At 73.2% G+C, this 25,900-nt stretch carries 24 protein-coding genes and 1 riboswitch; of the genes, 15 read left to right on the forward strand and 9 right to left on the reverse strand.

Annotated features, from left to right (window positions below):
• The first annotated feature begins 73 nt into the window (after positions 1-73).
• Complete coding sequence (locus tag ACIGG8_RS25565; RefSeq protein ID WP_350523648.1) at positions 74-658, forward strand: TetR/AcrR family transcriptional regulator; 585 nt, start codon at positions 74-76, stop codon at positions 656-658.
• A gap of 51 nt (positions 659-709) precedes the next feature.
• Here ACIGG8_RS25565 and ACIGG8_RS25570 read toward each other — a convergent pair whose 3' ends face one another.
• Complete coding sequence (locus ACIGG8_RS25570; protein ID WP_396551035.1) at positions 710-1,168, reverse strand: Lrp/AsnC family transcriptional regulator; 459 nt, start codon at positions 1,166-1,168, stop codon at positions 710-712.
• Positions 1,169-1,333: 165 nt separating this feature from the next.
• Here ACIGG8_RS25570 and pdhA point away from each other — a divergent pair, with 165 nt between their 5' ends.
• The 4 genes from pdhA to ACIGG8_RS25590 all read left to right on the forward strand — a co-directional run bounded on the left by pdhA (position 1,334) and on the right by ACIGG8_RS25590 (position 6,864).
• Positions 1,334-2,473, forward strand: a complete 1,140-nt coding sequence (pdhA, locus tag ACIGG8_RS25575) for a pyruvate dehydrogenase (acetyl-transferring) E1 component subunit alpha (protein WP_350523650.1) — start codon at positions 1,334-1,336, stop codon at positions 2,471-2,473.
• A complete protein-coding gene (locus ACIGG8_RS25580; protein WP_396551037.1) occupies positions 2,473-3,477 on the forward strand; it encodes an alpha-ketoacid dehydrogenase subunit beta in 1,005 nt (334 codons plus the stop codon). Before pdhA ends, ACIGG8_RS25580 begins: the two co-directional genes overlap by 1 nt.
• The gene (locus ACIGG8_RS25585; RefSeq protein WP_396551193.1) at positions 3,477-4,847 is read left to right on the forward strand and encodes a dihydrolipoamide acetyltransferase family protein; all 1,371 of its coding nucleotides are present in this window, start codon (positions 3,477-3,479) and stop codon (positions 4,845-4,847) included. Before ACIGG8_RS25580 ends, ACIGG8_RS25585 begins: the two co-directional genes overlap by 1 nt.
• A gap of 232 nt (positions 4,848-5,079) precedes the next feature.
• The gene (locus tag ACIGG8_RS25590) at positions 5,080-6,864 is read left to right on the forward strand and encodes a globin domain-containing protein (protein WP_396551039.1); all 1,785 of its coding nucleotides are present in this window, start codon (positions 5,080-5,082) and stop codon (positions 6,862-6,864) included.
• Here the strand turns inward: ACIGG8_RS25590 and ACIGG8_RS25595 are convergent, their stop codons facing one another.
• Positions 6,865-7,407, reverse strand: coding sequence for an NUDIX domain-containing protein (locus tag ACIGG8_RS25595; RefSeq protein ID WP_350523653.1), 543 nt, complete (start codon positions 7,405-7,407; stop codon positions 6,865-6,867).
• Positions 7,408-7,557: 150 nt separating this feature from the next.
• Between ACIGG8_RS25595 and ACIGG8_RS25600 the strand changes: the two genes are divergently transcribed.
• Positions 7,558-7,983, forward strand: a complete 426-nt coding sequence (locus ACIGG8_RS25600) for an SsgA family sporulation/cell division regulator (protein ID WP_396551042.1) — start codon at positions 7,558-7,560, stop codon at positions 7,981-7,983.
• A 131-nt stretch (positions 7,984-8,114) separates the two neighbouring features.
• On the opposite strand, the gene ACIGG8_RS25605 is transcribed toward ACIGG8_RS25600, so the two are convergent.
• Positions 8,115-8,495: a phage holin family protein gene (locus ACIGG8_RS25605; protein ID WP_350523655.1), complete on the reverse strand. Its 381-nt coding sequence runs from the start codon at positions 8,493-8,495 to the stop codon at positions 8,115-8,117.
• Between the two features lie 185 nt (positions 8,496-8,680).
• Between ACIGG8_RS25605 and tenA the strand changes: the two genes are divergently transcribed.
• The 7 genes from tenA (at position 8,681) to ACIGG8_RS25640 (ending at position 16,394) form a co-directional block, all read left to right on the forward strand.
• A complete protein-coding gene (gene tenA, locus ACIGG8_RS25610; protein ID WP_396551043.1) occupies positions 8,681-9,367 on the forward strand; it encodes a thiaminase II in 687 nt (228 codons plus the stop codon).
• A gap of 306 nt (positions 9,368-9,673) precedes the next feature.
• A complete protein-coding gene (locus ACIGG8_RS25615) occupies positions 9,674-9,874 on the forward strand; it encodes a DUF5326 family protein (protein ID WP_350523657.1) in 201 nt (66 codons plus the stop codon).
• A 137-nt stretch (positions 9,875-10,011) separates the two neighbouring features.
• A riboswitch (TPP riboswitch) is annotated at positions 10,012-10,146 on the forward strand.
• Positions 10,141-11,955: a phosphomethylpyrimidine synthase ThiC gene (gene thiC, locus ACIGG8_RS25620; RefSeq protein WP_396551044.1), complete on the forward strand. Its 1,815-nt coding sequence runs from the start codon at positions 10,141-10,143 to the stop codon at positions 11,953-11,955. Its footprint overlaps the riboswitch before it by 6 nt.
• A gap of 217 nt (positions 11,956-12,172) precedes the next feature.
• Positions 12,173-14,617, forward strand: coding sequence for a non-reducing end alpha-L-arabinofuranosidase family hydrolase (locus ACIGG8_RS25625; RefSeq protein ID WP_396551045.1), 2,445 nt, complete (start codon positions 12,173-12,175; stop codon positions 14,615-14,617).
• Positions 14,618-14,841: 224 nt separating this feature from the next.
• A complete protein-coding gene (locus ACIGG8_RS25630; RefSeq protein WP_396551047.1) occupies positions 14,842-15,660 on the forward strand; it encodes a hypothetical protein in 819 nt (272 codons plus the stop codon).
• A gap of 99 nt (positions 15,661-15,759) precedes the next feature.
• Positions 15,760-15,990 carry a FitA-like ribbon-helix-helix domain-containing protein gene (locus ACIGG8_RS25635; RefSeq protein ID WP_396551049.1) on the forward strand — a complete coding sequence of 77 codons (231 nt, stop codon included), beginning with the start codon at positions 15,760-15,762 and terminating at the stop codon, positions 15,988-15,990.
• Positions 15,987-16,394 carry a type II toxin-antitoxin system VapC family toxin gene (locus ACIGG8_RS25640; RefSeq protein WP_396551051.1) on the forward strand — a complete coding sequence of 136 codons (408 nt, stop codon included), beginning with the start codon at positions 15,987-15,989 and terminating at the stop codon, positions 16,392-16,394. The genes ACIGG8_RS25635 and ACIGG8_RS25640 overlap by 4 nt, the downstream gene beginning before the upstream one ends.
• 59 nt (positions 16,395-16,453) lie before the next feature.
• Here the strand turns inward: ACIGG8_RS25640 and ACIGG8_RS25645 are convergent, their stop codons facing one another.
• Entirely contained in the window at positions 16,454-16,840 is a 387-nt protein-coding gene (locus tag ACIGG8_RS25645; RefSeq protein WP_396551053.1) for a VOC family protein, read from the reverse strand.
• Positions 16,841-16,879: 39 nt separating this feature from the next.
• A complete protein-coding gene (locus tag ACIGG8_RS25650; protein ID WP_396551055.1) occupies positions 16,880-17,509 on the reverse strand; it encodes a dihydrofolate reductase family protein in 630 nt (209 codons plus the stop codon).
• 153 nt (positions 17,510-17,662) lie between these two features.
• Here ACIGG8_RS25650 and ACIGG8_RS25655 point away from each other — a divergent pair, with 153 nt between their 5' ends.
• Complete coding sequence (locus ACIGG8_RS25655; protein WP_396551057.1) at positions 17,663-18,592, forward strand: LysR family transcriptional regulator; 930 nt, start codon at positions 17,663-17,665, stop codon at positions 18,590-18,592.
• 133 nt (positions 18,593-18,725) lie between these two features.
• Here ACIGG8_RS25655 and ACIGG8_RS25660 read toward each other — a convergent pair whose 3' ends face one another.
• The 4 genes from ACIGG8_RS25660 to ACIGG8_RS25675 form a co-directional block, all read right to left on the reverse strand.
• Positions 18,726-20,321: an alpha/beta hydrolase family protein gene (locus ACIGG8_RS25660; protein ID WP_396551058.1), complete on the reverse strand. Its 1,596-nt coding sequence runs from the start codon at positions 20,319-20,321 to the stop codon at positions 18,726-18,728.
• Between the two features lie 146 nt (positions 20,322-20,467).
• Entirely contained in the window at positions 20,468-21,274 is an 807-nt protein-coding gene (locus tag ACIGG8_RS25665) for a hypothetical protein (protein ID WP_396551060.1), read from the reverse strand.
• A 228-nt stretch (positions 21,275-21,502) separates the two neighbouring features.
• Positions 21,503-22,771: a metallophosphoesterase gene (locus tag ACIGG8_RS25670; protein WP_396551194.1), complete on the reverse strand. Its 1,269-nt coding sequence runs from the start codon at positions 22,769-22,771 to the stop codon at positions 21,503-21,505.
• Positions 22,772-23,256: 485 nt separating this feature from the next.
• On the reverse strand, positions 23,257-24,414 hold the full coding sequence (locus ACIGG8_RS25675) for a LacI family DNA-binding transcriptional regulator (protein WP_350523668.1): 1,158 nt from the start codon (positions 24,412-24,414) through the stop codon (positions 23,257-23,259).
• 345 nt (positions 24,415-24,759) lie between these two features.
• Here ACIGG8_RS25675 and hisC point away from each other — a divergent pair, with 345 nt between their 5' ends.
• Complete coding sequence (gene hisC / locus ACIGG8_RS25680; RefSeq protein ID WP_396551062.1) at positions 24,760-25,839, forward strand: histidinol-phosphate transaminase; 1,080 nt, start codon at positions 24,760-24,762, stop codon at positions 25,837-25,839.
• Positions 25,840-25,900: the final 61 nt, after the last annotated feature.

The raw sequence follows: 25,900 nt of genomic DNA on the forward strand, positions 1-25,900 counted from the left end.
CCGGCCGCGCGGGTGGTGTGGACCAGCGGGACCCGATCGCGTACCGCCCGGGGCGGCCGGGGATACTCGGAGGATGGCCGATCACACCACGCGCACCGCCTACACCGTGGAGTCACTGCTCGCGGTGACCGTCGACGTCTTCAACGAGCGCGGTTACGACGGCACCTCGATGGAGGACCTGTCCCGGGCGGCCGGGATCTCCAAGTCCTCCATCTACCACCACGTGCGCGGCAAGGAGGAGTTGCTGCGGCTGGCCGTCGGGCGGGCGCTGGACGGGCTGTTCGCGATCCTGGTCGAGCCGGCGGCGGTGGAGGGCCCGGCGGTGGAGCGGCTGGAGCACGTGGTGCGGCGCACCGCGGAGGTGCTGCTGGCGGAGCTGCCGTACGTGACGCTGCTGCTGCGGGTGCGGGGCAACACGGCCACCGAGCTGTGGGCGCTGGAGCGGCGCCGGGACTTCGACCACCAGGTCGCGGAGCTGCTGCGGGCGGCGGTCGCGGACGGCGCGCTGCGGGCGGACGTGGAGCCCCGGCTGGCCACCCGGCTGCTGTTCGGGATGATCAACTCGATCGTGGAGTGGTACCGGCCGGGGCTCAAGGCCGCCGACGGGGTCGCGGACGCGGTGGTGCACCTGGCCTTCGACGGGCTGCGGGCGCGGTAGCCGGTCGTCGGCGGGGGCCTGGCAGGGGGTTGCCGGGGGGCGTCGGGGGCGTCAGGGGGTCTGCGGGTCCGGGGGGACCTGGTCGGTCTCCTCGAAGACCAGCATGGTGCGGGTGCCGAGCACCTGGGGGATGGACTGGATGCGGTTGAGCACGAGCTCCCGCAGGGTCCGGTTGTCGGCGGTGTGCACCAGCAGCAGGACGTCGAAGTCCCCGCCGACCAGCGCGATGTGCGCCACCCCGGGCAGCTCCAGCAGCTGCTCGCGGACCGTGCGCCAGGAGTTCTGGACGATCTTCAGCGTGATGTACGCGGACGCGGCCTGGCCGGCCCGTTCGTGGTCCACCCGGGCGGTGAAGCCGCGGATGATGCCGTCCTCGACCATCCTGGAGATCCGGGCGTACGCATTGGCCCGGGACACGTGCACCCGCTCGGCGACCGAGCGGATCGAGGCGCGACCGTCCTGCTGCAGCAGCCGCAGGATCGAACGGTCGACCCGGTCGAGTCTGGACATCTGTTCAGCCGACATGACCCCCCACCCTCACCGATTGGACACACTGCCACCAGTCGACCGCTCCGCAGGCCGAATGTCCACCACCTTGTCACGCTTCTGGTCAAGATGAACAGACGACCGAACAATCGGTAGGGAGCCCCCCGCCACTCCTGGAGGTGCCCCGAGATGACCGTTCTCGACCACAGACACCACTCGCTCGTGCCCGGCTGGTCGCCCGGGGCCACCGCCCCGCGCACCGACCCGGCCCCCCTACTCCCGGACCTCTCCCCCGTCCGGGTGCTCGGCACCCCCGCGCTGGAGAAGTACGACCCGGCGCTGCTGCGCGAGCTCTACCGACGCCTGGTCGTCGGCCGCCGTTACAACCAGCAGGCGACCACCCTGACCAAGCAGGGCCGCCTCGCCGTCTACCCGGCGTCCACCGGCCAGGAGGCCTGCCAGGTCGCCGCCGCGCTGGTGCTCCGCGACCGCGACTGGCTGTTCCCCAGCTACCGCGACACCCTCGCCGTGGTCTCCCGCGGTGTGGACCCGCTGGAGGCGCTGACCCTGCTGCGCGGCAACGCCCACACCGGCTACGACCCGCGCGCCACCCGCACCGCCCCGCTCTGCACCCCGCTCGCCACCCAGGCCCCGCACGCCGTCGGGCTGGCGCACGCCGCCCGGCTGAGCGGCGAGCCGGCCGTCGCGCTGGCGATGCTCGGCGACGGCGGCACCAGCGAGGGCGACTTCCACGAGGCGCTGAACTTCGCGGCCGTGCTCAACGCGCCGGTGGTCTTCCTGGTGCAGAACAACGGCTACGCGATCTCCGTCCCGCTCAGCGCGCAGTCCGCCGCGCCCAGCCTGGCCCACAAGGCCGTCGGCTACGGCATGCCGGGCCGGCTGGTGGACGGCAACGACGCCCCCGCCGTGCACTCCGTGCTGGCCGAGGCGGTCGAGCGGGCCCGCACCGGCGGCGGCCCGACCCTGGTCGAGGCGCTGACCTACCGGATCGAGGCGCACACCAACGCCGACGACGCGACCCGCTACCGCACCGAGCCCGAGGTGGACGCCTGGCGGGAGCACGACCCGATCCTGCTGATGGAGCGCGCACTGCGCGAACTCGGCGTGCTGGACGACCGGCTGGTGCAGGAGGCCGCGGACGAGGCGGAGGCGCTGGCGGCCCGGATGCGGGCCGAGTTCCACGCCGACCCGGAGCTCGACCCGATGGCACTGTTCGCCCACGTCTACGCCGAGCCGACCCCGCAGCTGCGGGAGCAGGCCGCCCAGTTGTCCGCCGAGCTGGCCGCCGAGGCCGAGGTGCAGCACTGATGAACCAGACGGCCACCCCCGTGCGCACCGCCTCCATGGCGCAGGCACTCAACTCCGCGCTGCGGGACGCCATGCGCGAGGACCCCGCGGTGCACGTCCTCGGCGAGGACGTCGGCGCGCTCGGCGGCGTCTTCCGGATCACCGACGGGCTGACCGCCGAGTTCGGCCCGGACCGCTGCCTGGACACCCCGCTGGCCGAGGCCGGCATCCTCGGCACCGCGATCGGCATGGCGATGTACGGGCTGCGCCCGGTGGTCGAGATGCAGTTCGACGCCTTCGCCTACCCGGCGCTGGAGCAGCTGTTCTCGCACGTCGCCAAGATGCGCAACCGCACGGCGGGCAAGCTGCCGCTGCCGATCACCGTCCGCGTCCCGTACGGCGGCGGCATCGGCGGCGTCGAGCACCACAGCGACGCCTCCGAGGCGTACTACACCAGCACCCCCGGCCTGCACGTGGTCACGCCCGCGACGGTCGCCGACGCGTACGGGCTGCTGCGCGCATCGATCGCCTCCGACGACCCGGTGGTGTTCCTGGAGCCCAAGCGGCTCTACTGGGGCAAGGCCGAGCTGGACCCGGCGGCGCCGGTCGAGCCGATCGGCCGGGCCGTGCTGCGGCGCACCGGGACGTCCGCCGTGCTGATCACCTACGGCCCCTCGCTGCCGGTCTGCCTGGAGGCGGCCGAGACGGCGAAGGCCGAGGGCTGGGACCTCGCGGTGCTGGACCTGCGCACCCTGGTGCCGTTCGACGACGAGACGGTCTGCCGGGTCGTGCGCTCGATCGGCCGGGCCGTGGTGGTGCACGAGGCGACCGGCTTCGGCGGCACCGGCGCGGAGATCGCCGCACGGGTCACCGAGCGCTGCTTCCACCACCTGGCCGCGCCCGTGCTGCGGGTCACCGGCTTCGACATCCCGTACCCGCCGCCGATGCTGGAGCACCACCACCTGCCCGGGGTGGACCGGATCCTGGACGCGGTCGCCCGGCTGCAGTGGGAGGACCGAGCATGATGCCCGTCGTGCGGGAGTTCCGGCTGCCCGACCTCGGTGAGGGGCTCACCGGGGCGGAGGTCGTGCGTTGGATGGTCGAGGTCGGCGAGGTGATCGTCGTCGACCAGCCGGTGGTGGAGGTGGAGACCGCCAAGGCCGTGGTGGAGGTGCCCTGCCCGTACGGCGGGGTGGTCACCGCGCGGTACGGCGAGGAGGGCGAGGAGATCGCCGTGGGCGCTCCGCTGGTGACGGTCGCGGTGGCGGCGTCGGGCGGGGCCGGCGACGAGCCGGTGGGGTCGGCCGGTTCGGCGGGTTCGGCCGGTTCGGGTGCCGGGCGCGCTCCCGCGGCCTCCGCCGAGGTCGAGCGGCCGCTGGTCGGGTACGGCGTCGCGGAGACCGGGAAGGGCGGTCGGCGGCGCCGGGTCGGCGTGGCCGCGGCCGGGGCAGCTCCGGTGGCCGCTCCGGCGGTGACGGCGCCGACGGCGGCGGTTGCGGCGGCTCCGGCTCCGGCTCCGGCCGGTCCGGTCGTGGTGCCGGTGATCTCGCCGCTGGTGCGGCGGCTGGCCCGGGAGCAGGGTGTCGACCTGGCCGCGCTCACCGGCAGCGGACCGGACGGGCTGATCATGCGGGCGGACGTCGAACGGGCGGTCGCGGCCAAGGTGGCCGCTCCGGCCGCCGCCCGGCCCGCCGCGGCCGCGGTGCCGGAGGGCGTCGTCCCGCTGCGCGGGCTGCGCAAGGCGGTGGCCGAGAAGCTCAGCCGCAGCCACCGGGAGATCCCGGCGGCGACCTGCTGGGTGGATGCCGACGCCACCGAACTGATGGCACTGCGGCGGCAGTTGAACGCGACTCCGGGCCCGAAGGTGAGCGTGTTGGCGCTGCTGGCGCGGATCTGCACGGTCGCGCTGGCGCGCTTCCCCGAGCTCAACTCCTCGGTGACCGAGGACGGTTCGGGAATCGTCCGGCACTCGGCGGTGCACCTGGGCTTCGCCGCGCAGGGCGAGCGCGGCCTGGTCGTCCCGGTGGTGCGGGACGCGCAGGCCCGCAGTACCGAGCAGCTCGGCGAGGAGCTGGGCCGGTTGACCGAGGCGGCGCGCAGCGGCGCGCTCACCCCGGCCGAGCTGACCGGCGGCACCTTCACGCTGAACAACTACGGGGTGTTCGGCGTGGACGGCTCCACCCCGATCCTCAACCACCCCGAGGCGGCGATGCTCGGGGTCGGCCGGATCGTCGCCAAACCCTGGGTGCACGGCGGGGAGTTGGCGGTGCGCGAGGTGACGCAGCTGTCGTTCACCTTCGACCACCGGGTCTGCGACGGCGGGACGGCGGGCGGCTTCCTGCGGTTCGTCGCGGACTGCGTGGAGCAGCCGGGGATGCTGCTGCGGCAGCTCTGAGGAGCGCGCCGTCGAGCGACGACGGTTGCCCTGGGTGGACGGGGGGCCACTCAGGGCAACCGCGATCGAGTGAGAGTAGCGCGTTCCCGGGCCGGGTGTCCGGGCTTCGCGTGATTTGTCGGATGAGCACTTCGGGCGTGCCACGCTGCCTAGGCGTCAACAGAGACAAGCCAGGTGGTGGCGTAGGCCGGCCGGAGGCGAAACGATTCTCTTGGGTACTCGAAACGTAGCGGTGAAGTCCCGCAGAACACTTCTGGTCCGCACCGGGCACGGCTCGGCGGGGGCCGCCTCCGTCCCGGGCCTGCCGGAGCTCCCGTCCGAGGGGACTCCGGTGCCGCAGGCGCCGTCGCCGACGCGGGCCGTCCGGCCGCCGATGCCGCTGGACCCGCCGGACCTGCCACCGGTGCTGCCGACGCCGCCGGTGCCTCCGGTGCTGACGCTGCCGCCGGTACCGCCGGCGGGCGCGCCCGCGGCGGTCCTTCCGCCGGCGCCGGACGCTCGTGGGGCGGAGCACCTCCGCCCGGTGATCCCGGCGATGCCGTCCGAGCCGCCGACCGTCCCGGCGCCGACCGCCCCCGCGCCGGGCTCGCCCGGGCCGAGCTTCCCGGCACCGGACCATCCGGCGCCGAGCTACCCGGAGGCGGTCTCGGTCACCGGCAGCTCGCCCGCCTTCCGCCCGCTGTTCTCCGACGCTCCCGGACTCAACTGGGCCGGACCCGGGGACAGTTGGAGCGACGCCTGGGCCGTGCCGACCCCCGCCGGGCAGCCTCCGGCGGCGCCCGTGGCCGCGCTGCCCGCGCCCCCCGCGGCGCCGTCCGCGCTGCCGTCCGCAAACCCCGGCGTCGGGCAGGCCCTCGTCCCCGCCGTCGAACTGCCGCTCACCGCGCGGGACATCGAGCTGATCCGGGACAGTCTCGCGGCCGTCGAGCCGGTGGCCGACCGGGCCACCGCGCACTTCTACGCGTTGCTCTTCCTGCACCACCCCGAGGTCCGCTCGCTCTTCCCCGCCGCCATGGACGTCCAGCGCGACCGGCTGTTCCGCGCCCTGCTCACCGCCGCCCGCGGCGCCGAGGACCCGGTGGCCCTGCGCGCCAGGCTGGGCGCTCTCGGCCGCGGCCACCGCCGGTACGGCACCCTGACCGGCCACTACGCCCCGGTGGGCGAGTGCCTGGTGCAGGCGCTGGCCAGGTACGCGGGCGGGCGCTGGGACACCGACACGGAGCTGGCCTGGCGGCGCGCCTACCGGCTGATCTCCTCGATCATGATCGAGGCCGCCGAGGAGGCCGCCCGCACCTCGCCGCCCTGGTGGCAGGGCGAGGTGGTCCGGCACGAGCGCCCCACCCGGGACGTCGCGGTGATCACCGTCCGCCCCGACCAGGCGTACCCGTTCCGGGCCGGGCAGTACACCAGCCTGGAGACGCCCTGGTGGCCGCGGGTCTGGCGGCACTACTCCTTCGCCGCCGCGCCCCGCCCGGACGGGCTGCTGACCTTCCACGTCAAGGCCGTCCAGGCGGGCTGGGTGAGCAACGCGCTGGTCCACCGGGCCGCGCCCGGGGACGTGCTGCGGCTGGGCCCGGCGGCCGGCGCGATGACCGTCGACCACACCGGCGGCGCGGACCTGCTCTGCCTCGGCGGCGGCACCGGCATCGCGCCGATCCGCGCACTGGTCGAGGAGATCGCCGGGCACGGTGCGCCCGGCCGCCGGGTCGAGGTGTTCTACGGCGCCCGCCGCACCGCCGAGCTGTACGCGCTGGACGGGCTGCGCGAGCTGGCCCGGGTCCACCCCTGGCTGACGGTCCACCCGGTGCTGTCGGGCAGCGGCAACGGCCCGGCCCTGGGGGCGATGACCGGCGAACTCCCCGAGGTGGTCGGCCGGTTCGGCCCGTGGGCGGGCCGCGACGCGGTGCTCAGCGGGCCGCCCGCGATGGTGCGCCGGGGCGTCGGGGTGCTGCTGCGCGCGGGAGTGCCGGCCGAGCGGATCCGGCACGACCTGGTCGGCGACCTGGCCGCCGGGTGATCACCCGAGATCGGGCGCGAGCAGCGCGCGGATGCCCTCGATGTTGGCCGCCAGGTACGCCCGCAGCCGGGGCGGGACCACGTTGACCGAGGTGACCCCCTCGCGGGTGAACGGCAGCCGGACCACCTCGTACTCGCCGTTCGGCTCCGTCACCTCCGGCCCGTGCCGTCGACTGAGGTCCATCGAGGCGAGCCGGCAGACGAAGAAGTGCTGCACCTTGACCCCGTGCGGGTGCAGGAGGGTGCCGTCGTCGTGGTGCGTGTGGCTGATGGTGTCGACGAAGGCGGGCACCACGTCCACGACCTTGCCGCCGAGCTCCTCGTCCACCTCGCGGTGCAGCGCCTCGACCACCGTCCGGTCACCGCGCTCGACCCCGCCGCCGGGCGTGATCCAGTACGGGTGCGGCGCGCCCGGCCGGACCCGCCGGATCAGCACGATCGAGGCCGGGCCGTACGGATCGTCCGGGTCCAGCTCCAGCAGGATCGCCCGCGCCGTCCGCTTCACGACCGGGCGCGGTGGCGGGGTTCGGTTGTCGGGGCCCATGGGCCACCTCCGGGGCTGGAGCGTTGTGCGGGAGTCTCCCGCGCCGGGAATGCGTCGAAACCCCGGGAATGGGGCGAAACCCCGGGAATGCGTCCGGACCCCCGGGACCGGGTCGAAGCCCGACCGGGGCAGAACGAGAGGACTGGCGCCATGCAGCACAGCAGGGTCCAGGGGCACCTGGTGATGAACCTCGTGGTCTCGCACGAGCTCTCCGTGCGCGTCCCGGTGGACGCGGTCTACGAGGCCGGTGATCCGTACGCCGTCCGGTTCGCCTTCCACCTGCCCGGTGACGCGCCGGTGACCTGGTTCTTCGCGCGGGAGCTGCTGCTCGACGGGATCACCGGCCCGGCGGGCGAGGGCGACGTGCACATCCACCCGGTCGACGAGGCGTCCACGGAGGTGCGCATCCTGCTGCGTTCCCCCGCCGGTGACGCCGTGCTGCGGGCTCCGTCCGCGCCGCTGCTCGCCTTCCTGGCCGGCACCGCCCGGCTGGTGCCGGTGGGGCAGGAGCTGATCGGGCGGGAGCTCGACGCCGAGCTCGCGGCCATCCTCCGCGGGCGGGAGAACGCGGGCTGAGGCGGCCCGCGGAGGACGCCCGCGGCGATGCCCGTCGTGCCCCGCGGCACGCGCGCGGCACGACGAAGGGGCCCGTACCCGGGTGGACCACCCGGGTACGGGCCCCTCGCGCACACCCCGCACGACGGCGGTCAGTCGTCGTCCAGGGCCAGGTGCAGGCCCCACGCCACCAGGCTGATGATCAGCGAACCGAACAGCGCGGCCCAGAAGTCGGTCACGTGGAAGTCCAGCTGCAGCTTCCCCGACGCCCACGAGGTCAGCATCAGCATCAGGGCGTTGATCACGAAGGTGATCAGGCCCAGTGTGAGGATGAACAGCGGGAACGAGAACAGCTTGACCACCGGCTTGATCAGCCAGTTGACGACGCCGAAGACGACGGCGACGCCGAGCACCGTGAGTGCCTTGTGCTGCCAGTCGGCGTTGCCCTGGGCGAGTTGGATGCCTGCGACGATCCAGGCGGCGGCCCAGATGGCCGCCGCGTTGATCAGTGTCTTGATGACGAAACCCTTCATACCGCCCAAGCCTGGCAGGCGGCACCGCCCGGGGGAACCACCACACGGCGGATTGGTGCCGAAGGCCCGCTCCCGCCCCCGGAGGACGGCCGACCGGCCGGTGGCCGGGGACCCCGCCGTCGGAGCCCCGCCGTCCGGCCCGTGGCCGGGGACCGCCGCCGGGGCGCTCGCCTAGGGTCGTCCGCATGACCCGCAGCCTCACCGAAGAACGCAGCCTCACCGAAGAACTCTGGGCGGCCATCGAACCGGTCTACGGCGAGATCCTGGCCCACCCCTTCCTCGCCGGCCTCACCGACGGCACCCTGCCGCGCGAGGCCTTCCGCCACTTCGTCGTCCAGGACTCGCACTACCTGCGCGACTACGCCCGCGCCCTCGCCGTCTGCGCCGCCAAGGCGCCCGGCGAGGAGGACGTCCGGGCCTTCGCCGACGACGCGGTCGGCGCACTGGCCGCCGAGCAGGGCATGCACGCGGAGTTCCTGACCGCCTTCGGCGGCACCGCCGAGCAGGCCGCCGCCGAACCCGTGCTGCCCACCACCCGGGCCTACACCAGCTACCTGCTGGCCACCGTCTACGGCGGCTCCTTCGCCGAGGCCGTCGGCGCGGTGCTGCCCTGCTACTGGATCTACGCCCGGGTCGGCGGGGCCCTGCTCGCCCAGGGCTCCCCCGACCCGCTCTACGCCAAGTGGATCGAGACCTACGGCGACGAGGCGTTCCAGTCGGTGGTCCGCCGGGTGCTGGCGCTCACCGACCGGATCGGCGAGGAGCTCTCCGCGGTCGAACGCCGCAAGGTGGTCGAGCACTTCGTGACCACCTCGCGCTACGAGTGGATGTTCTGGGACGCCGCCTGGCGCGGCGAGCGCTGGCCGGTCTGACCGGCGGCGGATCCCGCCGCGGATCCGGCGGCCCCCGCCGAACGGCCGCCCCGCCACCCGCCGTTCCGCCCGCCGTTCCGCCCGGCGGCGGACCGGTTCCCGGCCGTTCGGCGGGGGCCTTCCAGGGAGTGTCCCCGTAGATCCCCGGGGGTGTTCCCCGGGGGTCGGGGTCGGGGTGATCTCGGGGTTCTCTCCGGGCCGTTGGGCCTCGTTCCGGCACTCCGGCCCCCGTACGATCGAAGTATCGAAAGCAAGCGGGATCCGGCACCGGACGGCGGCCGGCCCGAGGGGAGAAGAGGAACGGACATGGCTGAGCTCTGGAAGTCGCTGCCCTCCTGGGTGCGCAACATCGTCATCCCGGTGCTGGTCCTGGTGCTGGCCTGGAACATCGTGGCCTTCGTCTTCGGGGTGATCGGGACGCTGCTGGGCTTCGCGATCAAGCTGCTGGTGGTGGTCGGCATCGCGGCCGCCGTGGTGATCCTGGTGAAGAAGGCCGCCAAGAGCTGACCTCCCTCCCGAACGCCGCCCTGAGGCCCGGTCCCCGTCACGGGGAGCCGGGCCTCGGCCGTTCCCGGCCAATGGACCCGCTCTGGACCAGCGGCGATCGGCTCGCTACCGTGTTGGGCGTCATGTGCAGGCAACACCGCCTGCGACGCGGGAGCTCGGAGCACCGGGCTGAGAGGGCGCTGACCGGGACGTCGACGGACGGACCGACGGCTGCGTCGACCGCAGGAACCTGACCGGGTAATGCCGGCGTAGGGAGTAGAGGTCAGATGACCACGTTCGACGCACAGCCGCAGTCTGTCCGGAGCGCCCCCAGCAGCGAGCGCACCGGCTACCCGACCCCGGCCTGGAGCAAGGCCTACCGCGAGGGATCCCGCCCCGACCTGCGGGTCCCCTACCGCGAGGTGCGGCTCACCAACGGCAGGTCCGTCCCGCTGTACGACACCTCCGGCCCGTACACCGACCCGGCGTACGAGCCCGACGTGCGGCGCGGCCTGCCCGCGCTGCGCGACGCCTGGATCCGCCAGCGCGGCGACGTCGAGGAGTACGACGGCCGCGAGCCGCGCCCCGAGGACGACGGGATCAAGCACACCGCGCCGCGCGGCGGGAACCTGCGCAACCTGGACGCCGTCTTCCCCGGCCGCCCGCGCCGTCCGCTGCGCGGCCGCGGCGGCGCGGCCGTCACCCAACTCGCGTACGCCAAGCGGGGCGTGGTGACCCCGGAGATGGAGTTCGTGGCCCTCCGCGAAGGCCTGGCGCCCGATTTCGTGCGCGACGAGGTGGCCCGCGGCCGGGCCGTCATCCCGGTCAACGTGAACCACCCCGAGGTGGAGCCGGCGATCATCGGCACCAACTTCCTGGTGAAGATCAACGCCAACATCGGCAACTCGGCCGTCACCTCCTCGATCGAGGAGGAGGTGGAGAAGATGACCTGGGCCACCCGCTGGGGCGCCGACACCGTCATGGACCTCTCGACCGGCCGCAACATCCACACCACCCGCGAGTGGATCCTGCGCAACTCCCCCGTGCCGATCGGCACCGTGCCGCTCTACCAGGCCCTGGAGAAGGTGGACGGCAAGGCCGAGGAGCTGAGCTGGGAGGTCTACCGGGACACCGTCGTCGAGCAGTGCGAGCAGGGCGTCGACTACATGACCGTCCACGCCGGCGTGCTGCTGCGCTACGTCCCGCTGACCGCCCGCCGCAAGACCGGCATCGTCTCGCGCGGCGGCTCGATCATGGCCGCCTGGTGCCTGGCGCACCACCAGGAGAACTTCCTCTACACCAACTTCGAGGAACTCTGCGACATCCTCGCCGCCTACGACGTGACCTTCTCGCTCGGTGACGGCCTGCGCCCCGGCTCGATCGCGGACGCCAACGACGAGGCGCAGTTCGCCGAACTGCAGACCCTCGGCGAGCTCGGCCGGATCGCCCGCGAGCGCGACGTCCAGGTGATGATCGAGGGCCCGGGCCACGTCCCGATGCACAAGATCAAGGAGAACATGGATCTCCAGAAGGAGATCTGCGACGAGGCGCCGTTCTACACCCTCGGCCCGCTCACCACCGACGTCGCCCCCGGCTACGACCACATCACCTCCGGCATCGGCGCCGCGATGATCGCCTGGTGGGGCACCGCGATGCTCTGCTACGTCACGCCCAAGGAGCACCTGGGCCTGCCCAACCGGGACGACGTCAAGACCGGCGTGATCACCTACAAGATCGCCGCCCACGCCGCCGACCTCGCCAAGGGCCACCCCGGCGCCCAGGAATGGGACGACGCGCTCTCCGACGCCCGCTTCGAGTTCCGCTGGGAGGACCAGTTCAACCTGGCCCTCGACCCGGAGACCGCCCGCGACTTCCACGACGAGACGCTGCCCGCCGAACCCGCCAAGACGGCCCACTTCTGCTCCATGTGCGGCCCGAAGTTCTGTTCGATGAAGATCTCCCAGAAGATCCGCGACGAGCACGGCGACGGCGCCACGGCCGTGGCCTCCGGCTACGACGCCGAGGCGGTGGCCGGCATGCAGGCCATGTCCGAGGAGTTCAAGGCCCAGGGCAACCGGGTCTACCTCCCGCTGGCCGACTGACCATCGGTGTGGACCGCGCTGCTCCGGGAGGCAGGAGGGGGCTTCCCGGCGCAGCGCGGGCGCACTGAGATGCATGCCATGCCGTCATGACCAGTGGACGACGTACCGGCGGCTCTCGGAAAAGTCCTCCCGATCACGGCAACCTTTGTGTGCGTGGCGGCAACCGGCAGGTAACCGTGGCCGAGACCGAGGCCCACTGCGCCAGAGGGGCACGTTGTTGCCAGATCAGAACCGCTCTCATCGCCGCCGGCCGCCGACCCGCCGCCTGATCGCCGCCGCCGCGGCGCTCGCCGCCGTGGGTGCAGCCGTACCGCTGGTCGCCCAGGCCGCGTTCACGTCGAACGCCGGCACGCCGACCACCCTCGCCGACGCAGCGGCCGTCAGCGGCCGCTACTTCGGCACGGCAGTCCCCGCGGGCAGGCTCGGCGACTCCACGTACTCCACCATTCTCGACCGGGACTTCAAGATGGTCACCCCGGAGAACGAGATGAAGTGGGACGCCACCGAACCCTCCCGCGGCACCTTCAACTTCGGAGGCGCCGACCAGATCGTCAACCACGCCGCCGCACACGGCCAGAAGGTGCGCGGCCACACCCTGGTCTGGCACTCCCAACTGCCCGACTGGGTCTCCTCGATCAAGGACGCCGGCACCCTGCGCAGCGTGATGGACAACCACATCACCCAGGAGATGACCCACTACAAGGGCAAGATCTACGCCTGGGACGTGGTCAACGAGGCGTTCGCCGACGGCGGCGGCGGCCGGCACCGCAGCTCCGTCTTCCAGGACGTCCTGGGCGACGGCTTCATCGAGGAGGCCTTCCGCACCGCCCGGACCGTCGACTCCTCGGCGAAGCTCTGCTACAACGACTACAACATCGAGAACTGGACCGACGCCAAGACCCAGGGCGTCTACGCCATGGTCAAGGACTTCAAGTCCCGCGGCGTGCCGATCGACTGCGTCGGGTTCCAGAGCCACTTCGGCGCCGGCGGCCCCCCGGCCGGCTTCCAGACCACGCTGTCCAACTTCGCCGCGCTCGGCGTGGACGTCCAGATCACCGAGCTCGACATCGCCCAGGCGTCCACCGCCGCGTACACCAACGCGGTCAACGCCTGCCTCGGCGTAGCCCGTTGCACCGGCATCACGGTGTGGGGCATCCGCGACAGCGACTCCTGGCGCACCGGTGAGAACGCGCTGCTGTTCGACAACAACGGCAACAAGAAGCCGGCCTACAACACCGTACTCACCACTCTGGGCGGCGCCGGCGGTGGTAAGCCGGGCGGCGGCATCGACTCCGGCGCCGTCTACACGCTCGCCGCGGTGGGTGCCGCCGGACGCGTCCTCGACCAGCCCGCAGGGCAGAACGGCAACGGCACCCCGCTCCAGGTGTGGGACGCCAGCGGCGCTGCCAACCAGCACTGGAAGGCCACCCGGAACGGCGACGGCTCCTACACCCTGACCAACGTCGCCAGCGGCCGGGTCCTGGACGAGCCGGGCGGCCGGACCGCCAACGGGACCAAGCTGCTGGTCTGGGACAACAACGGCGGCGCCAACCAGCACTGGAAGGCCACCCGGAACGGCGACGGCTCCTACACCCTCACCAACGTCGCCAGCGGCCGGGCCCTGGAGACCCCCGGCAACCAGACCGCCAACGGCACCGCCGTCCAGATCTGGGACTCCTGGGGCGCCGCCAACCAGCACTGGACCTTCAGGTCGTCCGGCTCGCCCACCCCGACGACGCCCGCGCCGGACGGCACGTGCGCCCTTCCGTCGACGTACCACTGGTCCTCGACCGGTGCGCTCGCGCAGCCGAAGAACGGGTGGGCCTCGGTCAAGGACTTCACCGACGTGGTCTACAACGGCAAGCACCTGGTCTACGCGTCGGACGTCAACGGCTCCTCGTACGGCTCGATGATGTTCAGCCCGTTCACCGACTGGTCCGACATGGCGTCCACTGCCCAGACCGGGATGAGCCAGTCCGCGGTGGCACCCACGCTGTTCTACTTCGCACCCAAGAACGTCTGGGTGCTCGCCTACCAGTGGGGTCAGTGGCCGTTCGTCTACCGCACGTCCAGCGACCCGACCGACCCCAACGGCTGGTCCGCGCCGCAGCCGCTGTTCACCGGCAGCATCCCGGGCTCCGGCACCGGCCCGATCGACCAGACCCTGATCGCCGACGACCAGAACATGTACCTGTTCTTCGCCGGTGACAACGGCAGCATCTACCGGGCGAGCATGCCCATCGGGAACTTCCCCGGCAACTTCGGCTCCTCCTACACCACGGTCATGAGCGACTCGGAGAAGAACCTCTTCGAGGCCCCGCAGGTCTACAAGGTCAAGGGCCAGAACCAGTACCTCATGATCGTCGAGGCCCGCGGGGCAAACGAGCAGCGCTACTTCCGCTCCTTCACCGCCTCCGGCCTGAACGGCTCGTGGACCCCGCAAGCCGCGAGCGAGAGCAACCCCTTCGCGGGCAAGGCCAACAGCGGTGCCTCCTGGACCAACGACATCAGCCACGGTGACCTGGTCCGCAACAACCCCGACCAGACCATGACCATCGACCCCTGCAACCTGCAGTTCCTCTACCAGGGCAAGTCCCCCACCGCGACCGGCCCCTACGACCGACTGCCGTACCGGCCCGGCGTCCTCACCCTCCAGCACTGACCCGCCCGATTCGAGGTGACCACGATCGGGTGCGGCCCGTCGGCACGTGGGAACGGGCCCGACTCGACCTGTTGACCGCTGCTCCAGGGGCTTCCTGGAGCAGCGCTTCGGTGTGTGGCGGGGCCCGGCATCCGCTCCGGCGCCGGTCCGGCACCGCGGCCACTGCCACTGCTGCGCGGAAAACCGCTCCGTGGCGCAGGGCCCTGCCTGGGATGATCCGTGCCATGCAGCCTTGGAACGCCTTGAGCCCGGCCGAGCAGACGCTGATGCGCTGTGGTCTGTGGCAGTCGCCCCTGGCCGGAACGGTCCAGCAGTACGGAATCGATCTCCGGTGGGCCGGGGCGGAGGATGCTCCGCCGCTACGGAGCTACAGCCGGGACGAACAGTGTGCTCTGGTACCGCAGTTGGCCCCGGTTGCCCTGGATCTGGTCGAGCGCGGTCTGCTCACCGTCCGGATACGACAGGGTATGGGTGCTGCCCCGACCGATCCCGTCGTGACCGGCTCGCAGCTGCAGCACGTGCTGACCGAGTCGGCCAACTGGGTCTGGAGCCCGAATGCGGCGGTGACCTTCGACCTGCACGCCACCGAGTCCGCGCGCGAGTGGTGGCACGCGAGCGCGCTTCCGGCCGCGACCGGCGAAGGTCTGCCCGGCTGGGACGAACTCACCCGCGAGCAACAGAAGGTGCTGGTCTGCGCCGCCGAGTTCAGCGGCATGCTCACCGGGCCGTTCGGCATCTGGGAGGATCTGCCGACCGAGCTGACCGGCACGGAGCTCTCCGAGTGGGTCGATCGCCAGCTTGCTCCCCTGCTCCCGTATGTGCGTGAGGGCTGGATCGAGGTCCGCCACTTCCCGGTGGAATCGGGCGAGGCCTTCACGGTGATCCCGCTCGACGACCTCCGAACCGCCTTCGCGGACCGCTCTCTCCGCCACGACGACGGCGACGACTGGGTCGGTCTCGGCTGCGTCTTCACGTACACGGGCCTGGCCGTCTGGCGTAGTGGTGCGAGCGCGGCCTGGGGCAGCCGGCTGACCTTCGACTGACGAGAATCGCCCGAGCCGGCTCTTCGAAGCCTGTGTGCTGGTTTCGGGCCGCCACTCCCTCTATCTGCATTTTGCAGACATCGAAGCTAGAATGCAGACATGACTGCCCTCACGATCCGGGACGTCCCGGACGACCAGATCCAGACCCTGAAGGTCCGCGCAGCCCAGGCCGGCAAGTCGCTGCAGGCCTTCATGCAGGACCTGATCGCCAGGGAGGCCTCCAAGCCCACGATGGCGGAGATGATGGAGCGGCTGAACCGGGAAGCCACTGCCGACGTCAGTGCCGCCGACGTGCTCGCTGCCATCGACGAAGGGCGAGCCGGGCGTTGATCGTCATTGACTGCTCCGCTCTCGTCCTGGTTCTCACGGCCCACGGTTCCGACGGAGAACTCATCCGCAACCGCGTGGCCGAGGCCGGGGACGTCTACGCCCCCACTCTCCTTGACTACGAGGTCCAGTCCGCCCTCCTCGGTATGCAGCGTGGCGGCAAGCTGACCGAGCAGGAGGTCGGGAGAGCGGTCGCCGCGTACCGGTTGCTCCCCATCGCCAAACGGGAGACGCTGCCGTTCTGGGACAGGGTGAGGAAGCTGCACGCCAACCTCAGCGCCTACGACGCCCAGTACGTCGCCCTGGCGGAAGCCCTGGGAGTACCGCTGATCACCAGCGATGCGAGGATCGGGCGCAGCGGGGCGGCGAAGTGTCAGATCGAGGTGTTCGCCTCGATCCGCCCCTGACTGGCGCAACCTCGGGTGCCGCCCCGGTCCACCCCCGTGGGGCCGGGGCGGCACCGTGGTCAGTGGCCGGCGTCCGCGGGGTACCAGCGGAGCTCGACGGTGTTGCCGTCGGGGTCGCGGACGTAGAGGGAGGTGGCGGTGCCGCGGGCACCGTAGCGGGGGACGGGGCCTTCGAGGACGGTGAAGGTGCCGGCGTCGATGACCTCCTGCCAGTCGAGGGGCTCGACGGTGAGGCAGATGTGGTCGACGTTGGACTCCTGCCGGGGGCGGTCGGTCAGGTCGATGATGGTGTCGGCGGTGACGCGGACGGACGGGAAGGAGACCTTCCCGGCCCGCCACTCGTCGACGCGGACGGGCTCCAGGCCCAGCTGGTCCACGTAGAAGGCCAGCGAACGCTCGACGTCCGAGACGTTGAGGACGAGGTGGTCGAAGGCGATGACGCGCATGGTGGGTCCTCCGGTGGGTGGGGGTGCCGTGGGTGGTGGTCAGGCCTGGCGGTAGTGCAGGTGGACCACGCCGGTGCGGAAGGTGGCCGCGTGGGCGAGCTGCAGCGGGATCCGGTCCTGCTCGGTGAACAGGCGGATGCCGGAGCCCAGGACGATCGGGTGGACGAGCAGGTGGAGGTCGTCGATCAGCCCGGCGCGCAGCAGGGACCGGGTGAGCATGATGCTGCCGGAGAGGCTGATGTCGCGGCCCGGCCGGCGCTTGAGGTCGGTCAGCTCGGCGACGAGGTCGCCGGAGAGGACGGTGGAGTTGTTCCACTCGGCCTTGTCGAGCGTGGTGGACACGACCAGCTTGGGGATCGCGTTGAGCGCGTCCGCCATGTCGCCGGTCTGCTGCGGCCAGGTGGCGGCGAAGGTCTCGTAGGTGCGCCGGCCGAGCAGCAGGGTGTCGGCCGCGGCGGCGAGGCCGCCGACGACGGCGCCCATCTCCTCGTTCAGGTACGGGAAGTGCCAGGTCTCGGGGGCTTCGACCACGCCGTCGAGGGACATGAAGAGGCCTGCGGTGATCCGGCGCCCGGTGCCGGCGGAGTCGGTGGCAGCGGCGGCGGCGGCGTCGGCGGTGGTGGCGGTGGTGGCGGTGGTGGTGGCGGCCGGGTCGGTGGCGCTGGTCATGGGGGGCTCCGGGCGTGGCTCGGGGGATCGCCGCGGGCTGTCCCGCGCGGTCGGTGACGTGTTCCACGATCCTCCGGAACGGACCCGCCATCAACGCATGATCGACGTACGATCGTTGAGCCGGATTCAACGATCGAGGGGCGGGGCGGGCGGATGCTGGAGCGGCTGGAGGTCGAGGTCTTCCTCGCGCTCGCGGAGGAGCTGCACTTCGGCCGGACGGCCGAGCGTCTGCACCTGACCACCGGGCGGGTCAGCCAGGTGGTGAAGAAGCTGGAGCGTCGGATCGGCGGCCCGCTGTTCGAACGTACCAGCCGGACGGTGCGACTCACCGCCGTGGGAAGCCAGTTGGCCGACGACCTGGCCCCGGTGGTGGAGGCGATGGCGGCGGCCCTGCGCCGGGCGGAGGACGCCAGCCGCGGGGTGACAGGGGAGCTGCGGGTCGCGTTCCTCGGCGAGTGGACGGCTCCGTTGCTGCTCAAGGCGGTCGCGCTGTTCGGCGAGCGGCACCCCGACTGCCGGGTCGACGTCCGCGAGGTCCAGCTCTCCAACTCCCGGGCGAGCCTGGTGGACGGCTCGGTGGACGTCCTGATCGCCTCCTACCCGTTCGACGGCATGGCCTGCGGGCCGGTGCTGCTGACCGAGCAGCGGGTCCTCGCGGTGGCTGCCGGGCACCCGCTGGCCGCGGAGCGGTCGGTGTCGATCGAGGTGCTCGCCGACCACCCGGTGGTGCAGTACCCGGCCGTCACCTCGGTGGGCTTCAAGCGGGACCGCACCCCCGACCACACGCCGTCCGGTCGGCCGGTCACCAGGGGCCCGTCCGGCGGGACGTTCTCCGAGATGCTCAGCCTGGTCGCCCTGGGCCGCGGCGTGCTGCCGGTCGGCGAGCACTCCCGCCGCTACTACCCGCGCCCGGACGTCGCCTACGTGCCCATCCACGACGCGCCGCCGATCGAACGCGGCCCGATCTGGCGGGAGGGCAACTCGACCGCGCGGGTCCTGGCGTTCGTCCGGGCGGCGGCGGACGCCGCCGGTGGGCCCGCCGCCGGGGCAGCGCCGTCGTGCGTCGCGGCGGCGGCCGGCTGACCGAGCCGGTTCGGGGACGGGCCGCTCGCCGAACCCTGCCCGCACGGGGCCGGGGCGGTCTGACCGGCGCGCCCTGCCCGCACGGGCGAACCCGCCCCCCGGGCGGGGGAGCGGGTGCCGGTCCGGTCCGCCGTCAGGGCAGCAGCAGGCCCCAGGACAGGGCCCAGGGCACGAACACCGCCGAGGCCAGCAGCAGCGCGCCGAGCCGGGCGCGGTCCAGGCCGTGGGTGGCGGCGAGGGCGGCCCGCCGCCGCAGCGCGGTGCAGGCGGCGACGCCCGCGGATCCCACCGCGACCACGGCGAGCAGCTGCACCGCCAGCCAGACCACCGGACGGCCGAGGAGCACCGGCCCGGGGACCATCGCGGCCGTGACCATCAGGAAGAACAGGTAGCCGAGCCCGCCCAGCAGCGCGGCGGTGCCGGTGGCGGCCGCCCAACGGGCGGCGCGGGGCAGGGCGGCGGAGCGCGGTCGGCGGCGGATCCGGCGGGCGGCGCCGGTCAGCGCGTAGCCGGCGAAGCCGGTCAGGCAGAGCAGGGTGGCGACGGCCTCGGCCCAGGTGCGCTGGTACCAGGGCAGCGGGGCGAGCGCGTGGCTGAGGGTGTCCTGGTGCGGGGCCGGATCGGCGGAGGCGGCGGGGAGCGCGGTGGCGAGCCGCTGGATCCAGGCGGTCTCGGCCTCGGCGTAGTCCGGCGGCAGCCGGTCGGGCCGGTCGTACCCGTCGTCGTCGGTCAGGTGCAGGTTGTGCCGGACGCCGGGGACCGTCCGCAGCGTGTAGTGGGTGTTGCCGGCGCGGTCGAGGGCCTGCCGGATGATCGCGGCGCTCTCCTCCGGGGCGGCTTCGCGGTCGAGCGTGCCCCACTCGGCGAGGACCGGCTGGTGGACCCGCTCCCACACCGGTACCGGGTCGTAGTCGGCCTCCGGGAAGAGCCCGGCGGCGGCGAGCACCCGGACCGAGCTGTCGGGCAGCGCGGTGCGCAGCGAGCCGGAGACGCCGGCGTGCCGCAGGTAGCCGTCGTACGCCCAGGCCTGCTGGCGGGCCGGGGTGAGGCCGACCGCGCCGGCCGTGACCAGGTACGCCACGTCGCCGGAGCGGGCGGCGGCGAGCGAGACCACCCAGGCGCCCTCGGAGAGGCCCCACAGGCCGACCCGGCCCGGTGCGACCTCCGGCCGGGCGCGCAACAGCCGGACGGCGGCGAGGGCGTCGTCGGCGAGCTGCCCGTAGTCGCGGTGGATCATCGAGTAGCCGTCGGTGCGCTTGTCGAAGATCAGCGTGGTGATGCCGCGTCGGGCGTACGCCTCGGCGGCCGGCCGCAGTTCGCCCAGCGGGCCCGGGCCGGCTCCGGGGACCATGACCAGCCCGGGTCCGCGGTGGCGGGCCGTGGCGGTGGGCGGGGTCAGCACCAGGCCGTGCAGGACGGTGCCGCCGGCGCCGGCGAAGTCGACCCGGGTTTCGACCGGGTCGCCCGCGGCGGCCGGGGCGACGCTCGGAGCCTTCGGCGCCGGGGTCGGGGTCGGGGTCGGGGTCGGGGGCGTCGCCCGGTTCATGGCCGCCGGGGTGGTCGCGCCCGGGGCGGTCGCGCCCGGGGCCTTCGGCGTGGTGGCACGTGCCGGCCCCGCGCCGGGGAGCAGCCCGAGCAGGGCCAGCAGCAGGGCGGTGACCAGCAGTGCCGTCGGTGCGGTGCGGGTGTGCGCGGTGTGCTGTGGTCCGGTCCGTCCGATGCTCATCATCGGCCTCCCCCGGGTCGGCGGTCTCGTGTGCTTCCAGCCTGGCGGGGAGGCGGTGCCCCGGGCGATGGTGGTCGCACCCGGATCGGGGGTGTATGAATCCCCCGGATCCGAACTCGGGTTGAGTCGCGGGGGTGGTGGTCGACGGGTCAGGTCACGTCGTCGGGGCCGGTGAAGGCCGGTGGGGTGTAGCCGGGGCCGGTGAAGTCGGGGCTGCTGAAGTCGGGCCGCTCGGCGGGGTCGTGGTCGCCGGCGGGGGAGGCAGCCGGCGGGCCGGAGGCGGTACCGGGGTCGGCGGTGCGCTCGCGCCCGGGCACCGGCGGGAGCGCGGCGTGCAGGTAGGGCAGCAGGCCGCGGTCGCGCAGCGCGGTGCGCCACCCGGTGCGGGCGTCGGTGAGTTCGGCGGCGAGCTCCGGGTCGGTGCCGGCCGGGGCGGCCGCGGCGCCGTCGCGTATGGCGGTGAGGAGGAGCCCGACGATGCCGATGGCCATCGCGGCGACTCCGGCGGCGAGTGCCACCCAGCCGGCCGTGACGAGCGAGCGGGCGAGGGCGAGGTCCGGGTCGGCGGCGCGCAGCAGGTAGCCGATCAGCAGCAGGAAGACGGCGGCGGCCCAGGCCAGGATCGGGGTGAGCACGGTGAGGACGGGGAACAGTCCGGCGCCGCCGTTCGCGGAGCGCAGTTGGGTGAGCAGGCCGGGGGCGGTGGGTTCGGCGCCGGGTGGTGGCGGGGGTGTGGTGCGCAGGCTCTCGCGCAGTCGGCTGTAGTGCGCGTACTCGGTGCCGGCGGCGGCGTTGATGCCGTCGGCGTCGCGCAGCGCGCGGATGCGCAGTTGGTCGGTGGTGAGCGCGCCGGGCGCGCGCAGGGCGGTGAGGACGGTGCGGTCGCGCAGTGCTTCGGCGAGGAGGCGCTCGAACTCCGGGCGGTCCTCGGCGAGCAGCGGCGGGGGGTTGGACATGGGGACCCCGTTCGTGCGGACCCCGGTTCGCTCCGCCCCGGGGGCGCGGGCGCCCTCAGGACGCCGAAACGGGCGCGGAGGCGGGCCGCCGGACGGGCGGCCGGGTGTGGTGTGCCTCATGGTAGGGGCGGGTGTGCCCGGGCTGACAGTCGGTTTCCGGAATTTCGCGCCCCGGGCCGCGCGTGCGCGACGGCCCGGGCGCCGGGAACAACCGTTCGACGACCGCCGTCAGTTGACGGGAAGTCGGGCGACCAGCAGCCGCCCCTCCATGGTGACGCCGCCGTCCATCGCCACCGCGAGGTCGTCCGCGTACACGTAGGGTCCGGGGATGTGCGGCGGCTGGCCGTCGTCCGCGTGCACCGCGCCGGTGAGGTACGGGATCGGGCTGTGCCCGTGCACGATCCGGCTGCCGCCGTAGGTGTCCAGCAGCTCGTGGACGGCGGTCGGTCCGGCGTCGCCGCGGAAGGCGAAGCGCTTGGTGAAGCGGCGGAAGCAGTCCCACCACTCGTCCACGCTGCCGTCGGAGAGCAGGCCGTGCACGGCGTCGTTGACGTCGGGGATGGACTCGCCGTACTCCAGGTAGGCGGTGGTGTCGGAGTGCAGCAGCAGGTGGTCGTCCTCCAGCGCGATGGCGGGGAGCCGGGACAGCCAGCTGATGTGGTGCGCCTCCAGGCGGTCCAGGTCGTTCTGCTGACCGCCGTTCAGCCGCCAGGCGGCCAGGAAGGAGGCGGTGCCGGCGGTGGACTGCACGGGCTCGTCGCCGTACTTGGCGGCGCCGAGGAAGAGCAGTTCGTGATTGCCCATCAGGGCGCGGCAGTAGCCGCCGGCCGCGGCGGCCTCCGCGGCGAGCTGCATGACCAGGTCGATGACGCCGATGCCGTCGGGGCCGCGGTCGGTGAAGTCGCCGAGGAACCAGATCCGGGCGCGGCCCGCCGACCAGTGGCCGTCGGCGTCGATCAGGCCCTGGCCGTGCAGCGCGGCGCGCAGCTCCTCCAGGTAGCCGTGCACGTCGCCGACGACGTACACCGGGCCGGGGGGCTCGCCGGGGCCGGGGGCCGGGTAGGGGTAGGTCGGAGCGGCGGGGTCCGGGAGCGGCAGCGGCGGGCCGAGTTCGATGGTCGGCGGGTCGTCGCGGCCGGCGAGCCGGAGGGCCGGCGAGGGCTGGTCGGGGAGGGTCGGCTCGTAGCCGGCGCGGTCGTCGTAGCCGCCGGTGTCCCGGTTCTCGTACGCCGCGTGCTCGGGCGCGTCGTAGGCCGCGTGGTCCTGCTGGCCGTCGTACCCGGCGCGCTCCTGGCCGTCGTACCCGGCGCGCTCCTGGCCTTCGTACGGGCCGTGGTCGCGGCCGTCGTACCCGCCGTGGTCGCGGCCGTCGTACCCGGCGTGCTCCTGGCCTTCGTAGGCCGGGCGGTCCTGGGCCTCGTACCCCGGGTGGTCCTGGTGCGAGAACGCCGTCGCCTGGTCCCGGGCGTGGCCCGCGGTGTTCCCCTGGGCGTGCACGGTGTGCCCCTGCCCGTCGGTGGTCCAGTGCTGTTCCAGGTAGCGGGCGCCGCCGTAGCCGCTGTACGTCTCGGCGTCGTACGGGGTGCCGGGGTAGGCCTGGGCGGGCTCGGGTTCGTAATAGGTGCCGTACGGCAGCACGTCGAGGTCCGGCTGGTGGCGGGGGCCCGGGTGGGGGTGCTCGGGCCCGGGGAAGCGGTCCTCGGGTGTCATTCGCCCATCATAGGAAGACCACTCTCCCGCCGTCGTCACCTGGTGGGCATCCAATCCTCCGGAGCGTCAGCCGGGCGGCCCGTGAGGGTCCGTTTTGTCCTGGCTCAGTATGGTCTCGTCAGCTCTGGCCGGGCGTCTTTCGTGCTCGCCCGGCTCCGGTCGGTGTCCGGCGGGGCCGGTCGGGGCCCCGCCGGTGCCCCGGTCCGTGCCCCGATCGGCGCCCCGGGAGGCTCCCGGCCGGTGCCCCGCCGGTGCCGGTCGGCATCGGCGGTCTAGACCTCGCCCGGGGGGCGGGGCGGGCTGACGGTGGTGCGCGGGCTCCGGCGTTGGGAGGACGCGCGGACGATCAGTTCGGTCGGCATCAGGGTGCCCGGCGGCGGGCCGTTGCCGGCGGTGCGGAACCGGGGCGGGAAGAGCCGCGCGATGTCGACGCCCGTCCCGGAGTCCACGCCCTCGATCGCGTCGATGAGCAGGTTGACCACGGTGGTGCCGATCTTGCGCGGCTTGAGCGAGAGCGTGGTGATCGGCGGTTCGGTGGCCGCGTAGACGTCGCTCTCGCTGCAGCAGACCAGCAGCAGGTCGTCCGGCACCCGCAGGCCGTACCGGCGGGCGGCGGCGAGCAGGTCCGTGCCGTTGGGGTCGAACAGTCCGTAGACGGCGTCCGGCCGGTCGGGGCGGGCGAGCAGCCGGTCGGCGGCGACCGCGCCGGCCGCCGGGTCGTGCGCCGGGTAGGCCTCGTACACCGGTTCCTGCCCGACCTTGGTGCACCAGCCGAGGTAGGCCTCGGTGGAGAGCCTGGTGTAGGTGTCGGTGCTGGTGCCGGTGAGCAGGCCGATCCGGCGGGCGCCGGCTTCGGAGAGGTGGTCGAGGATGCCGAGGACGGCGGCCTCGTGGTCGTTGTCGACCCAGGCGGTGACCGGGCAGTTGCCCGGCTTGCCGTCGCTGACGACCGGGACGCCCGACCGGTACAGCTCGCTGACCAGCGGGTCCTGGTCGGGCGGGTCGATCACCACGGTGCCGTCCAGGGCGATGTTGCCCCAGACGTCGTGGCGCGAGGAGGCGGGCAGCACCACCAGCGCGTAGCCGCGGCCGAGGGCGGCGCTGGTGGCGGCCCGGGCCATCTCGGCGAAGTAGGCGAACTCGGTGAAGGTGAAGGGCTCTTCGCCGTAGGTCGTGACGGTCAGCCCGATCAGGCCGGACCGCCCGGTGCGCAGGGTTCGGGCTGCCGCCGAGGGGCGGTAGCCGAGGCGCTCGGCGACTTCGCGCACCCGGCTGCGGGTCTCGTCGGGCAGGCGGCCCTTACCGTTCAGCGCGTCGGAGACGGTGGTGATCGACACTCCGGCGGCTGCCGCCACATCCCGGATGCCGGCCCGCTCCAGACGCCGTGAGGTGGTGGGTCGCCGACCGCTCTGGTTGGCTGCTGCTGTCATGGCGGACCGATCGTATGGCTCCTGACAAGGGTCTGTGACCGGCGCATCGGGAGCCTTCGGAGATACGTTTCTCCAAGAGTGAGCCGTAGTGCGCTCCTTCGATGCCCGCCCGAAACCAGGCTTCTTACCTCTGACATGTGCCAAAGGAACCGGGCAGAATGGCTGATCTGCACCTGTAACCCGACCGGGCATCTCACTCCTACGGGTGAGGGCGGTCGGTATGGTGCAAGGCACCCGACCGGGGTGGTCCGGGCGCGTCAGGAGATCCCGGGCACGGGGGCGAACCCGTCCGTGGCGGGCGAGCGCACCGGACAGTTGTGCAACTTCTGGAAACGGAGTACGACCGTGAGCAGTGGTACGTCAGCGCAGGGCCCGCGCCTGCGGCCGACCCTGGACGGCATCCCCACCTACAAGCCCGGCAAGCCGGCCGGCGCCGACGCCTACAAGCTGTCCTCGAACGAGAACCCGTACGCCCCGCTGCCCGGCGTGCTGGAAGCGGCGGTCCAGGCCGCCGGCTCGCTCAACCGCTACCCCGACATGGGCGTCGGCGAGCTGACCGCGGTGCTGGCCGAGCGCTTCGGCGTGCCCGCCGAGCACATCGCCACCGGCACCGGCTCGGTCGGCGTCGCCCAGTCGCTGATCCTCGCCACGGCCGGCCCGGGCGACGAGGTGATCTTCGCCTGGCGCTCCTTCGAGGCCTACCCGATCATCACCCAGATCGCCGGCGCCACGCCCGTCCCGGTGCCGATCACCGAGGCCGGCGACCACGACCTGGACGCGATGCTCGCCGCGATCACCCCGAACACCCGGCTGATCTTCGTCTGCAACCCCAACAACCCCACCGGCAACGTGATCCGCCGCGCCGAGCTGGAGCGCTTCCTGGACGCCGTCCCCGGCGACGTCCTGGTGGTCGTCGACGAGGCCTACATCGAGTTCATCCGCGACGCCGAGGTGCCCAACGGCATCGACCTCTACCGCGACCGCCCCAACGTCTGCGTGCTGCGCACCTTCTCCAAGGCGTACGGCCTGGCGGGCATGCGGGTCGGCTTCGCGATCGCGCACGAGCCGGTGGCGGCCGCGCTGCGCAAGACCGCCGTCCCCTTCGGCGTGACCCAGCTCGCCCAGAACGCCGCCGTCGCCTCGCTGCGCGCCGAGGAGGCGCTGCTGGAGCGGGTGGACGCGCTGGTCGAGGAGCGCAACCGGGTGGTGGCCGGGCTGCGCGCCCAGGGCTGGGAGATCCCGGACTCGCAGGCCAACTTCGTCTGGCTCGGGCTCGGCGAGCGCTCGGCGGAGTTCGCCGCGGCCTGCACCGAGGCGGGCGTGATCGTGCGGCCGTTCCCGGAGGGCGTGCGGGTGTCGATCGGGGAGGCCGAGGGCAACTCGATCTTCCTGTCGGTGGCCGAGGCCTTCCGCAAGTCGCTCTGACCCCAGCTCCGACCCTCCGGGGCCGCAGGGGCCGGCAGGACCCGTAGGACCCGCAGGGGTG

This window comes from Kitasatospora sp. NPDC085464 (genome assembly GCF_044541955.1).
In the GTDB taxonomy this organism is placed as follows: domain Bacteria; phylum Actinomycetota; class Actinomycetes; order Streptomycetales; family Streptomycetaceae; genus Kitasatospora.